We start from the raw sequence: 11942 nt of genomic DNA on the forward strand, positions 1-11942 counted from the left end.
ATGTCGGACAGGCCCGCGTAGCCGCTCTGGTCGTAGAACAGCGGCTCGCCGTCCTTCCACAGCGACTGGTGGCAGTGCATGCCAGAGCCGTTGTCACCGAACAGCGGCTTCGGCATGAAGGTGGCGGTCTTGCCGGCCTCCCACGCCGTGCCCTTGACGATGTACTTGAACAGCTGCAGGTCGTCGGCCGCGTGCAGCAGCGTGTTGAACTTGTAGTTGATCTCGGCCTGGCCGGCGGTGCCCACCTCGTGGTGTGCGCGCTCGACGGTGAACCCGGCGCCGATCAGGTTCAGCGTGATCTCGTCGCGCAGGTCGGCGAAGTGGTCGGTCGGCGGGACCGGGAAGTAGCCGCTCTTGTACTTGGTCTTGTAGCCGCGGTTGCCGCCCTCCTCGTCGGAGCCGGTGTTCCACCAGCCCTCGACCGAGTCGATCTCGTGGAAGGAGCCGTTCTCCGCGCTGTCGAACCGGACCGAGTCGAACACGTAGAACTCGGCCTCGGGGCCGAAGTACGCGGTGTCGGCGACACCGGACTCGGCCAGGTACTGCTCGGCCTTGCGGGCGATGTTGCGCGGGTCCCGGCTGTAGGCCTCGCGGGTGAGCGGGTCGTGCACGAAGAAGTTGAGGATGAGCGTGTTCTCGACCCGGAACGGGTCGACCCGCGCGGTGGCGAGGTCGGGCAGCAGGAGCATGTCCGACTCGTGGATCTCCTGGAACCCGCGCACGGACGAGCCGTCGAACGCGAGACCCTCATCGATCGTGCCGGCGTCGAACGACTGCACCGGTACCGTGAAGTGCTGCATGATGCCCGGCAGGTCGCAGAACCGGACGTCGATGAACTTCACCTCTTCGTCGGAGATGAACTTCAGGACCTCGTCGGAATTGTTGAACACGCTCGTAGGCTCCTTACCTCTGCTTTGCCGGGGCGCTCGCGGTCAAGCTATGAGTGTGGTGTTGCCCGACCATCACCTCAATGTTTCGCCGATGTTAACGACAGCGGGAAAACGCGAGCCGCGGTTGAGCATGCCAGCTGGATGGGCTAGAAGCACCCCGTCATACCCTGGAAGCGTGAGCAAAGTGACTGGTTCGTGGTTGTCCGGCGGGGTCGGCGGGACGGGTGACGCGGAGCAGGAGTGGCCCGGCGCGCGGCTCGGGCTGCCCAGGGAGGGCCCGGGCGCGGTCGCCGGCCGCGGTGTCCGGTTCGGTGCGCTGTTCGTCGACCTGGTGCTGATGGGGTTGGCCACCAGCCTTTTCGTCCGGCTCGACGTGCAGGACCCCGCGCAGATGCAGCATTACAACTACGTCTCGCTGCTCGTGTGGTTCGTGCTCACGGTGTTGATGGTCGGCCTGTTCGGCTTCACTCCCGGCAAGCTGCTGTTCGGCCTGCGGGTCGTCCGCCTCGACGGCAAGCCGATGGTCACCCCGCTGCGCGCGATCCCACGCACGGTGCTGATCGGGCTGATCGTGCCCGCCGCGTTCGCCGACGCCGACAACCGCGGCCTGCACGACAAGCTCGCCGGAACGGTGGTCGTCCGTACCCGTTAGGCCGCTGACCCCGTGAGATGGCCGCGTTTACGATGTTCGTCCGACGGCCGAGTTTTTTCCCGCTGCCCGGAGGAGCCGGACATGGCTGGCCACCAGCGAGGGCACGGGGTCGCGCTGGCGCTCGCCCTGCTCGGCCTCGGCACGGCGGTCGTTTCGGCCGTGCTCACCCAGGCGAGTGACGCCTGGGGTTACTCGGCGTACGACCCGGTGCCGCTGAACATCGCGGTCGCGGTGTTCTTCTCGTCGATGGGCGTGCTGGTCATCTGGCACAAGCCGGACAACGTGCTCGGCTGGATGATGCTCGGCATCGCCGCGTGGGACGGCGTCAGTCTGCTCCTGACGGTCCTGACCGGATCGTTCTCGTCGCCGGCCGCGCCCGGCGTCGGCGCGCTCATGTGGGTGCAGTCGTGGCTGTGGGCGCCACCGATCTGGGCCATCACCACTCTGCTGCCGATGATCTACCCCGACGGTCGCCTGCCGAGCCGCCGCTGGTGGTGGGCGGTCGGGCTGACCGTCGCCGGCATGGCCGTCTACTGCGTGGGGCTGGCGTTCGACGACGGCGACTTCGCCGGCCGGTACACGGTGTCGAACCCGCTCACGCGACCGTCGTTGGCGGCGCCGCTGCTGGCGGTCGGCGAGTACGTGCTGCTGTTCGCGACCGCGCTCGCGGTGGCCGGGCTGGTGGCCCGCTGGCTGCACGCGACCGGTGTCCGCCGCCGGCGGATGACGTTGCTGCTGTGCGCGTTCGCGTTCGGCGCGGTCCAGGCGGTGGTGCGCGACAGTGCCGACGGGTTGCCGCCGCTGCTCGACCGCGGGCTGGAGGTGCTGGCGTTCGTCCTGGTGCCGCTGGCGATCGCGGTCGCGGTGACCCGGGACCGGCTGTACGACCTGGACCTGGCGGTGCGGCGGGCGATCGTCGGCGTCGCCGCGGCCGGCACGCTCCTCGCCGTGTACATCGGCGGGTTCGCGGTGCTCGCGACCGCGCTGCCGTCGTCGGCGCTGGCCGGCGGGGTGGCGGGCGCGCTGCTGTTCCCGGTGGCGTCGCTGCTGATCGGATGGGTGCGGTCGGCGAGCTGGGGTCGGCGGGTGGACGTGGTGGAGTTGGCGATCGGTCTCGGCACGCGCATGCGCAACCAGCTGGACGCGACCGAGGTGCCGGCGGCGGTGTGCGAACAGGTCGTCCGGTCGCTGCGGCTGCGGATGGCCCGCCTGGACCTGGCGACCGGGGCGGGGTCGAGACGGCTGGCGCAGGTCGGGACGGTGTCCGGCGCCGAGCTGTCGACGTTCGAGCTGCGGCACCGAGGCGTCGTGGTGGGCGAGCTGACGGTCGAACCGCCGGCGGAGTACCTCGACGAGACGATGGCGCAAGCGCTTGCGTCGCTCGCGGACCAGGTCGCCCCGGTACTGGCCGCGCTGCGGTTGGACGAGGAGTTGCTGCGGTCGCGCGAGCAGGTGGTGACCGCTCGGGAGGAGGAGCGCTCCCGCCTGTCCCGCGAACTGCACGACAACGTGGGGCCGACGCTCGCGGGTACCCGCCTGCAGATCGAGTCGGTGCGCGGCGCGCTGCCCCCGGACTCGGCGGGCATCGCCCTGCTCGACCGCGCGGTGGAAAGCCTCGACGAGGCCCTGCGCACGTTGCGCCGGGTCGTCCACGGCCTGCGGCCGCCGGAACTGGACGCGCTGGGGTTGTCGGGCGCGTTGAAGGAGCTGGCGGTGTTCCTGTCGGGCCCGTCGCTGCGGGTGGAGACGACGCTGGCGCCGGACCTGGCGGTGCCGTCGAAGGGGGTGGAGGTCGCGGCGTACCGCATCGTGGCCGAGGCCCTCACCAACGTGGTCCGCCACGCGCAGGCAACCCGAGCCGAGATATCGGTCCGCCTGGACGGCAGCTGCCTGCTGGTGGAGGTGACCGACGACGGTGTGGGCGTGCCCACGGACGCCGGCAAGCACGGCATGGGCATGCGCTTCATGGCCCAACGAGCCCGCGAGATAGCCGGCGAGTTCTCCTACCGCAGCGGCGACGAGGGCACCGCGGTGCGGGCCGTGCTCCCGCTGGTCACACCAGCCGGTCGAGGTTGACCTCCACCGTGAACGGCGTCTCGGTCCTGAACACCCCGGTGGCCGTCTGGTCGTCCATGTACCCGAACTCCTCGGTCAGCCGACACGCGGTGAGCGAGATCGGCTCGTCGACGTCGATGATCCAGTAGTTCGGGATGCCGGCGTCGGCGTAGTCGTCCCGCTTGTACACGTGATCGGTCCGCTTCGAACTCGGCGAGACGATCTCCACCGCCAGCAGCACCCCGGACGCCGGAACTAATCCGCCTTCAGTTGTGAGCCGGTCACCAAGCTCCCGCTGCACCACCATGAGGTCCGGTCGACGGCTGGACCCCGGCTCGTCGACGGGTGCCAATCCAAGATCCACATCGAGTTCCTGAACCACTTCCAGGTTCGCCGGTGCCTGCTGGGTCAGCTGCACGAACAGCCTTCCCATGGCGCGGCTGTGCCTGAAGGCGGGACTTGGCGACATCAACAGACGGCCCTCGACAAGCTCGGTGTAGCCATGCTCGGTCTCACCGAGTTCGGCGTACTCCTGAATGGTCAGCAGGTGGACGGAGTCGGCGTCTAACTCAGACTCCGGCAACGGCTCTGCGGTCACAGCCTCCTCCTTCCTTCGTTGCTGACCACGCTCGCACGAGGCACCGACAATTCTGTCGCAGCTGGTCAGCGGCGGCGAATCGTGCGCTGGACGTTGCGCATCTTGGCGCCCTGCGGCATGGGGCCCTTCGGCATCTGGGTGCCGCGGGCCGCGAGGGCGGCCATCCGCTTCTCCAGGGTGTCGATCTCGGCGGGCTTGAGGTTGTTCGGGAGCTTCATGATCGTCTGCTGGAGCCTGCGCAGGGGGATCTGCTTCTCCTCGTTGCCGACGATGAAGTCGTAGATCGGGGTGTCGCCGACCACGCGGGACACCCGCTTCTTCTCCTGGGCGAGCAGCGCCTTCACCCGGTGCGGCGCGCCCTCCGCGACCAGCACCACGCCCGGGCGGCCCAGAACCCGGTGCACGGCGTCCAGCTGCGTGGTGCCCGCGACCGTCGGCGTCACGCGCCAGCGGCCCCGCATGTTCTCCAGTGCCCACGCCGCGGCGCCCGGCTGGCCGTCGGCCTTGGTGTAGACGTTCTTCTGCACCCGGCGGCCGAACAGGATCACCGCCGCGAGCAGGCCGAACGCGATGCCGACCGGCAGCAGGAACCACTCGATCCCCCAGATGAAGCCCAGCGCGAACAGCACGCCGGCCACCACGAGGAAGGCGCCCAGCATGATCGGGATGAGCGCCTTGTCCTCCTTGCGTTGCATGTTGAACGCCTGGAAGATCTGCTTCCGCTTGGCCTTGGACGCTTCCTTCCGAGCCTTCTTCGCCTCGGCGGCCGCCGCTTTGTCCACCTTCTGAGCCATAAGTACAGGATACGGGGGCACGTCCAGCGCCCGTCGGTCGCGCCGCGGACTTCGCTCGTGTCCATCGCACGGATCCGCGACCCCATCTGTCAGGATGGTCCGCCATGGGTGCCTCAGCGATCTCTGCCTCGGACGTCGCGGGCATTCCGGACACAGCCGGCCTCGACCCCGAGCAGCTGACGGCCATCCAGGCGCCCCGCGGGCCGGTCTGCGTCCTGGCCGGCGCCGGCACCGGCAAGACCCGCACGATCGTGCACCGCATCGCGCACCTCATCCACTCGGGACACGTCGCCGCCGGGCAGGTGCTCGCGGTGACCTTCACGTCCCGGGCCGCCGGTGAGATGCGTACCCGCCTGCGTGCCCTGGGGATCCACGGCGCCCAGGCCCGCACCTTCCACGCCGCCGCGCTGCGCCAGCTGCGTTACTTCTGGCCCCAGGTCGTCGGCGGCCAGCAGTGGGACCTGCTGGAAGGCAAGCTGCGGCTGGTCGGCCAGGCCGCGCACAAGGCGGGCGCCGGCACCGAGACCGAGGTGCTGCGTGACCTCGCCGCCGAGATCGAGTGGGCCAAGGCGTCGCTGGTCAGCCCGGACGACTACGCCGCCGAGGTCGCCCGCCTGCGCCGCCAGCCGCCCGTGCCGGCCGAGCAGGTCGCGTCCGTGTACCGGTGGTACGAGTCGATCAAGACCCGCGTCAACCAGCTCGACTTCGACGACCTGCTCCTGCACACCGCCGCCGCGCTCGAGGAGCATCCGCTGGTCGCCGAGGAGTTCCGCGACCGCTACCGCTGCTTCGTGGTCGACGAGTACCAGGACGTCACGCCGCTGCAGGAGCGCGTGCTCGACGCGTGGCTGGGCGAGCGCGACGACCTGACCGTCGTCGGCGACGCCAACCAGACGATCTACTCGTTCGCGGGCGCGTCCGCGAAGCCGCTGCTGAACTTCGCGCGCCGCTTCCCCAACGCGACGGTCGTCCGGCTGGAACGGGACTACCGGTCCACCCCGGAGGTCGTGTCATTCGCCAACCGGGTGATCGGCGCCGCGCGGGACCGGCCGGCCGGGTCGCGGCTGCGGCTGGTCGGCCAGCGCACGCCGGGGCCCGACCCGGTGTTCGCCGAGCACGAGGACGAGGCCGCCGAGGCCGCGGCGGTCGCGCGGAGGATCTCCGAGCTGCTCGACGCCGGCACCCCCGCGAGCGAGATCGCCGTCCTCTACCGGGTGAACGCCCAGTCGGAGGCCTACGAGCAGGCGCTGTCCGAACTGGACATCCCGTACCTGGTGCGTGGCGGGGAGCGGTTCTTCGCCCGCACCGAGGTCCGGCAGGCCATGGTCGCGCTGCGCACCGCGAGCAGCCGGCAGCCGTCCGGCGAGCTGCCGAAGCTGGTCCGCGAGGTGCTGGCGCCGCTCGGCCTCACCGAGGAGCCACCGCCCGGCGGCTCCGCCCGCGAGCGGTGGGAGTCGCTGCTGGCGCTGGTCGAGCTGGCCGAGGAGCTGGCGTCGACGGTCGAGGGCGCCGACCTCCAGCAGTACGTCGTCGAGCTGGACATGCGGGCGCGGGCGCAGCACCCGCCGACCGTCGAGGGCGTGACACTCGCGTCGCTGCACGCGGCGAAGGGCCTGGAGTGGGACGCGGTGTTCCTCGTCGGCCTGGTCGAGGGCACGATGCCGATCCTGCACGCCGACGGCAACGACGCGGCGATCGAGGAGGAGCGGCGGCTGCTGTACGTCGGCGTCACCAGGGCGCGGCAGTTCCTGTCGCTGTCGTGGGCGATCGCGCGTTCGGAGAGCAACCGCCGGCCGCGGCGGCGCAGCCGGTTCCTCTACGGGCTGATCCCGGAGGACCACCCGACCTCGCGGCTCACCCGCGCCCGCCAGCAGCGCGGTGTCGAACCCACGCGCTGCCGCGTGTGCGACGCCCAGCTCGTCGGGGCGGTCGCGACGAAGCTCGGGCGCTGCACGTCGTGCCCCGCGGACGTCGACGAGGAGCTCCTGGCGCGGCTGAGGGACTGGCGGGCCAAGCGCGCGCGGATGCTGAAAGTGCCTGCGTACGTGGTGTTCACCGACGCCACGCTGACCGCGATCGCCGAGCAGCGGCCGACCGACACGGCGGCGCTGGTGTCGATCGCCGGCATCGGGGCGAGCAAGCTGGAGAAGTTCGGCTCCGAGGTGCTCGCGCTGCTCGCCGGGGCTGCCCCGACGGGTGACGAGTAACAGATTTGTGGGAAGTCTTGAAAAACCGGTTGCACGGACCTGAGCGGGCCTAATAGCCTTCAGTAGCCGGGCCGGGAGGCCCGAAGGTTCTGAGGGACAGTCTCGAGGGATCGAGCACAGTGGGGAGGTGGCCATCGTGAGGAACTTGACTCTGATCAAGTGCGCCCCGGGCTACCCCATGACCACGTCGCTCATGCCCGCGTTCCAGGGGACCAGTGTGTCCGGCGCCGTCCTCGGTAACGGTGGCGCGGTCGTCGAGCGCAAGCGATTCCGTACGGAACTGACGGTTGTCCGCGTGCACGCCCAGGCCATCGATTACCCGTCCATTGCGTCCGCTCCACCTCACGAGCGAAGGTCTTGACCGACAGGTCGAGACCCAAGGCTCACGAAGGCCGCGGACCCGGAAACGGATCCGCGGCCTTCGTGTTTTTTCAGGTAACCGCGACGAGAGAAGAACACCTACCAAGGAGTAACCCGTAATGAGTACCGCGACTGTCCCACTCTCGGGTGGGGCACCTCCGGATCTGCTCGGCGTCAGCGAGCTGTTCGACGTCGCCCAGTCGGCCGGCCTCGACCTGCCGTGCCGCTCGGGCGACAACCCCGACCTGTGGTTCGCCGACACCCCGGCCGACCTCGAGCAGGCCAAGGGGCTGTGCGTGGACTGCCCGGTCCGCGCGGAGTGCCTGGCCGGCGCGCTGGCACGGCAGGAGCCGTGGGGCGTGTGGGGTGGCGAGATCTTCGAGCGCGGGGTCGTGATCGCCCGCAAGCGGCCGCGTGGCCGCCCGCGCAAGGAGGATGTCGCCCGGGAGGCCGCCGAGCGCGCGGCCCGTGACCAGGAGGCGGCGGCATGAACCCGCAGCGAGTCGACCAGCCGACCAACCATCTGGACCTGCTAGTTCCGAGGGGAACCAAAACAATGTTGCTCTATGAAAATCTAGCCAGAGAACGAATGCGCCAGGCGGAGCAGGACGCTGCCGAGCAGCGCCTGGTCCGCCGGTTGAACGCAGCCAGGCGCTGGGAAAGGCTTTCGGCATGGGCGGCCAGGCGCGCCAAGCGCGCGGAGGACCTGCTCTAGTTCAACCAGCACGGCCGTGAATGACCCCGCCCGCCCCCGGCACCCGCCGGGGGCGGGCGCTCGCTTGTGGCGATTTCCCGGCACGGAACGCGCCGGAAACATTCCTGTCACCGCCGCCGCCGGCATCCGCCGTAACGTGTCGGGTTGGTCGAAGCCCGAGGGTTGCTCCGAACGGGGCGGGGATGACGCGAGACGACAGCGCTCGAGACGTGACGACAACCGCCGGCCACCGGCGCACCGGAAGACGACGAGCCACCACCGGCGTGGGACGCACCGGCGCCAGGTTCCCTTCGGCACACGTACTGGACGAAGCCGCCCCGCACGCCGAGCATCTCGCGCCACGCCCGGACCGGCCCGTCCCGACCGATCACCGAACCGCCGCCCGACCCCCACTACCCGGACACGACCTCGCCCAGGTGCAGGGCCTCACCCCCGAGCGGCCCTCCGGCCACGTGCGAGGGCTCACCCACCCTCCAGAGCAGACGGTGAGCCCAGCTCGGCCCTCGGCCACCGCTGAGGAGTCCCACGAGGACGCCGACGGCCCCATCGGTGCGCGGTTCGGCCCGTACTCCGGGCACAAACCCAAGCACACCAAGGAAAACGACGCCGGCAGCACGCCAGCCGCCGTCGACGAGCAGCCGCAGCCCGGGGAACCCACACCGCGGCAGTCCGCCGAACGCACCGTCCAGCTGGTCAACCCCTGGGCAGGGGCACTGGTCCGCCCCTACGCACACACCGGCGGACGCACGCGGTCCAGCCACGCCCTCGCGCTGGAGGCGCTGGTGTCGACCAACGCCCACGCCGCCGCCACGTTCGACGAGGTACTCACGACCCACCACCGACGCATGATCGTCGACATGTGTCTGCACCCGCGATCGGTCGCCGAGATCGCCGCGCTGCTGTCCGTGCCACTCGGCGTCGCCCGCGTACTCCTCGGCGACCTCGCCACCGCCGGCCTGGTCGTCGTACACCCAACCCCCGGCTCCACCGGCGACGGCGCACCCGACCTCGACTTCATCCGCCGCGTACTAGTGGGCCTACGCAACCTCTGACGGCACCGGGCCCTGACATCCGCCCCGGCCAACCTCCGCGTGCCGGCCGGCGTTCGAGTGCTGGCCAACTCCCTACCTGGCGGCTTCAGGTGAGGGGCTCGTCAACGCCGATGGTGCATCCGGGCTGAGCAGGGGCTAACTCGCCGAGCGGTTGAAGGCGGCCAGCGCGTGGAAGGCCTGCTTCGGCTCCCACGGCATGTCCGGATACGTGGTGCCATGACGGCCAGGACGCAATGACCGCACGATGGACAGGGCTGTGGCGTCAATGTCGTGCCGGGGGTTCTCGTCGTAGGGTGCCAGCGGGAAGCTGAAGCTCATCACGAATGCGCCGGCCACGCCACGGCGGTCGAGATCGCTCAGTTGGTCGATGAGCATGCGGGCCTGCGCCGCCTCGTCGCGCGGATGGATCGCCCGTACCCGCGGCCTGATGTACCTGCTGGCACCGGGCAGCCGGAAACACGCGAAACTCAGCGGTGTCACATTGAGGGTGCTGAGGAACTCCGGGTTGTCGGCGTCGTGGGAGGCGGCGAACCCGAGTTCGGTGACCGCGACCGGCTTTCCCGTCGCGAGGAGCCGGTCGAGGACGAACGCGTAGCCACGTTCGGTGACCGGGTTGCGGTAGTGGTTGACGCTGACGATGTCGAACAGCGTCCAGTCGGGGTCCTCGAACGGCAGCGCACAGTAGGTGAGCGGACCATGGTACGAGCGGCGTACCACCGTCGCCGCGTCAGCGAGGAACGCCCGCAAGGGCGGCGTGTGTCGCCGTTCCCGCAGTATCGATCTCAACTGCGGCACGTGGGTCCGGCGGTGGTGAGTGCGTCCCGGCACGATGCCGCGCATGAAGAACGTCAACTCGTTGCCGAGCGAGAGCGTCACCCGGTCCGGCGCCTGCCGGCGCAGCCGCTCGGCCACCGGCGCGGCCGCCTCCAGGTAGTCCAGTGTGCGGGGCGGTGTGGCGTTCCACAGTTCTGGGCAGAGCCACACGTCAAGGCCGAGGTCGAGAGCACAGGCACCGGCGAAGGCCAGCCGCCGCGGATCCCGTGCGCACAGGCGCACGGCCGTGGCGCGCAGATCCCCGCTGATGATCTCCAACTCCCGCCGCACCAGCTCAGGCGCGTAGTCGGGTCGCCAGTTGGCCGACCACGCCCCCATCGCCCGACCCACGTCGTAGAGCACACCGGACCAGCGCATGGAACCTCCCGGATCATATCTCTACCGATACATCGGCGACGATATATCATGGCGACGTGGACGCACACGACCTGTTTCGGCTCGGCCGCCATCTCACCCGCATCGCGGAAGAAGCGATGCGCTCCGACGGCGCGCCGAAAACTCCACCCGGCGTCCGGCTGATACTGACCGACATCCGCGACAACCCGGGGAGCGCGATCGGCGAAATCGCTGCCCGGACCGGACTTCCGCAGAGCTACGCCTCCGAGTCGGTCGCCCGCCTGCGCGACCAGGGCGCGCTCGAGACATGGAACGACCCGGACGACCGGCGGCGGACCCGCGTACGCATCGCAGCCGACGTTCCCCGCGCCGTGGCCCGCGCCGGAGCGGTGCGCATCGACGAAGCGCTGCTCGCCGCGGCGGGGACCGGCGACCCGACCGCCGACCGGGCCCTGATCGAACAGTTGGCGGCGCTTGCCGCCAGGCTCAACACCAGATGATCCCCGGTCGGCCCTGCAAGGTCATGTGTAACTGTCCCCGTCGGTGAGCCTCCAGCACCGAGTCGAGATCCGGATCTGATCCATCGCGGCACCGGACTCCCCGCGCGAGGGACTCGGCATCGATCCGCTCCTCGAGCCGCGTCAGGTCCTCCCCGGTCAGCTCCCGCCGGCCGGCGACACGCTCGTTCGCCCGGCGACGGCGCTCCGAGGAGGTCGCCGAGACGTTACATCGCGATCGCCACGCGATGACGGATGCCACGACCTACGGACAACAGACCGGCCAGAGCCAGGAAGTCCACATGGACTACGCGCCGTGTTCGACCCGCTTCGAGGACTTCGCCGGCGACTCCACTGTCGCGCGCAGGCCCGTGGTGGCCATCTCCTCGTTCCAGCAGTCGCCGGCCTGCCGGCTCAACGCGAGCCCCTCGGTGAAGAGCTCGGCCGCGCGCTCGCGGTGGCCTAACGCGAGGTGGACCCGCCCGAGACCGACATTGGCGACGGCGGCTGACCGGTGGTCACCGGTGGCCGCCGTCAGGCCGATCGCCCGGGTGAAGTGGCGGTGGGCCCGTTCGGCGCGGCCGGCATCGAGGTGGACGAACCCGAGGCCGTTGCAGGCGATGGTGTGCCCCCAGTGGTCCTTGACTCGGCGACTCAGCGTGGCCGCGGCCCGCAGATGGCGCAGCGCCTCGTCGCGGCGGCCGAGTTGGCGGCAGGCATCACCGAGCCCGGTCAGGTTCCGGTTGGCACCCCAGTCGTCGGCCAGTCCCCGGTAGAGGCCCAGCGCCTCCTCGTGATGCCACACCGCGGTGTCCGGTGCGCCGCCACGACATCGGATGAACCCCAGATGCGTCAACGTCTTGGCCTGCCCGCTCAGGTCATCGAGCCGGCGATCGATGACCAGGGCCTCGTGGTGGCGCACCAGGGCCGCCCGGTGATCGCCGGCCCACCA

General features: G+C 70.2%; 12 protein-coding genes. 7 read left to right on the top strand and 5 right to left on the bottom strand.

Going from position 1 to position 11942, the window contains the following annotated elements:
• The coding region (locus tag ACJ73U_RS03640) for a glutamine synthetase beta-grasp domain-containing protein (RefSeq protein WP_407776066.1) at positions 1-890 on the bottom strand (890 nt) is incomplete at its 3' end.
• 175 nt (positions 891-1065) lie between these two features.
• On the opposite strand from ACJ73U_RS03640, the gene ACJ73U_RS03645 reads away from it, so the two are divergent.
• Positions 1066-1542 (top strand): RDD family protein, encoded by a 477-nt coding sequence (locus tag ACJ73U_RS03645; RefSeq protein WP_407776067.1) that lies wholly within the window; start codon positions 1066-1068, stop codon positions 1540-1542.
• A gap of 81 nt (positions 1543-1623) precedes the next feature.
• Entirely contained in the window at positions 1624-3618 is a 1995-nt protein-coding gene (locus ACJ73U_RS03650) for a histidine kinase (protein ID WP_407776068.1), read from the top strand.
• Here the strand turns inward: ACJ73U_RS03650 and ACJ73U_RS03655 are convergent.
• Positions 3596-4195: a Uma2 family endonuclease gene (locus tag ACJ73U_RS03655; protein ID WP_407776069.1), complete on the bottom strand. Its 600-nt coding sequence runs from the start codon at positions 4193-4195 to the stop codon at positions 3596-3598. The two genes, ACJ73U_RS03650 and ACJ73U_RS03655, sit on opposite strands and share 23 nt — an antisense overlap.
• Before the next feature lie 65 nt (positions 4196-4260).
• Entirely contained in the window at positions 4261-4989 is a 729-nt protein-coding gene (locus ACJ73U_RS03660) for a DUF4191 domain-containing protein (RefSeq protein WP_407776070.1), read from the bottom strand.
• A gap of 104 nt (positions 4990-5093) precedes the next feature.
• On the opposite strand from ACJ73U_RS03660, the gene ACJ73U_RS03665 reads away from it, so the two are divergent.
• The 4 genes from ACJ73U_RS03665 (at position 5094) to ACJ73U_RS03680 (ending at position 9323) form a co-directional block, all read left to right on the top strand.
• Positions 5094-7196: an ATP-dependent DNA helicase UvrD2 gene (locus ACJ73U_RS03665; RefSeq protein ID WP_407776071.1), complete on the top strand. Its 2103-nt coding sequence runs from the start codon at positions 5094-5096 to the stop codon at positions 7194-7196.
• A 479-nt stretch (positions 7197-7675) separates the two neighbouring features.
• The gene (locus ACJ73U_RS03670; protein WP_407776072.1) at positions 7676-8047 is read left to right on the top strand and encodes a WhiB family transcriptional regulator; all 372 of its coding nucleotides are present in this window, start codon (positions 7676-7678) and stop codon (positions 8045-8047) included.
• The gene (locus tag ACJ73U_RS03675) at positions 8044-8271 is read left to right on the top strand and encodes a hypothetical protein (protein WP_407776073.1); all 228 of its coding nucleotides are present in this window, start codon (positions 8044-8046) and stop codon (positions 8269-8271) included. The genes ACJ73U_RS03670 and ACJ73U_RS03675 overlap by 4 nt, the downstream gene beginning before the upstream one ends.
• Before the next feature lie 485 nt (positions 8272-8756).
• Positions 8757-9323, top strand: a complete 567-nt coding sequence (locus ACJ73U_RS03680; RefSeq protein ID WP_407776074.1) for a DUF742 domain-containing protein — start codon at positions 8757-8759, stop codon at positions 9321-9323.
• A gap of 135 nt (positions 9324-9458) precedes the next feature.
• On the opposite strand, the gene ACJ73U_RS03685 is transcribed toward ACJ73U_RS03680, so the two are convergent.
• Positions 9459-10514, bottom strand: coding sequence for a hypothetical protein (locus ACJ73U_RS03685; protein ID WP_407776075.1), 1056 nt, complete (start codon positions 10512-10514; stop codon positions 9459-9461).
• Positions 10515-10570: 56 nt separating this feature from the next.
• Here ACJ73U_RS03685 and ACJ73U_RS03690 point away from each other — a divergent pair, with 56 nt between their 5' ends.
• Positions 10571-10993: a MarR family winged helix-turn-helix transcriptional regulator gene (locus tag ACJ73U_RS03690; protein WP_407776076.1), complete on the top strand. Its 423-nt coding sequence runs from the start codon at positions 10571-10573 to the stop codon at positions 10991-10993.
• A gap of 304 nt (positions 10994-11297) precedes the next feature.
• On the opposite strand, the gene ACJ73U_RS03695 is transcribed toward ACJ73U_RS03690, so the two are convergent.
• Positions 11298-11942, bottom strand: a 645-nt coding sequence (locus ACJ73U_RS03695; RefSeq protein ID WP_407776077.1) for a tetratricopeptide repeat protein, incomplete at its 5' end; no start/stop codon positions are given.

Source organism: Actinophytocola sp. (assembly GCF_045807065.1).
GTDB lineage: Bacteria > Actinomycetota > Actinomycetes > Mycobacteriales > Pseudonocardiaceae > Actinophytocola.

Coding starts and splice junctions, on each gene's coding strand:
- ACJ73U_RS03650 (WP_407776068.1), top strand. CDS start 1,624: ATGGCTGGCCACCAGCGAGGGCACGGGGTCGCGCTGGCGCTCGCCCTG.
- ACJ73U_RS03660 (WP_407776070.1), bottom strand. CDS start 4,989: ATGGCTCAGAAGGTGGACAAAGCGGCGGCCGCCGAGGCGAAGAAGGCT.
- ACJ73U_RS03665 (WP_407776071.1), top strand. CDS start 5,094: ATGGGTGCCTCAGCGATCTCTGCCTCGGACGTCGCGGGCATTCCGGAC.
- ACJ73U_RS03670 (WP_407776072.1), top strand. CDS start 7,676: ATGAGTACCGCGACTGTCCCACTCTCGGGTGGGGCACCTCCGGATCTG.
- ACJ73U_RS03675 (WP_407776073.1), top strand. CDS start 8,044: ATGAACCCGCAGCGAGTCGACCAGCCGACCAACCATCTGGACCTGCTA.
- ACJ73U_RS03685 (WP_407776075.1), bottom strand. CDS start 10,514: ATGCGCTGGTCCGGTGTGCTCTACGACGTGGGTCGGGCGATGGGGGCG.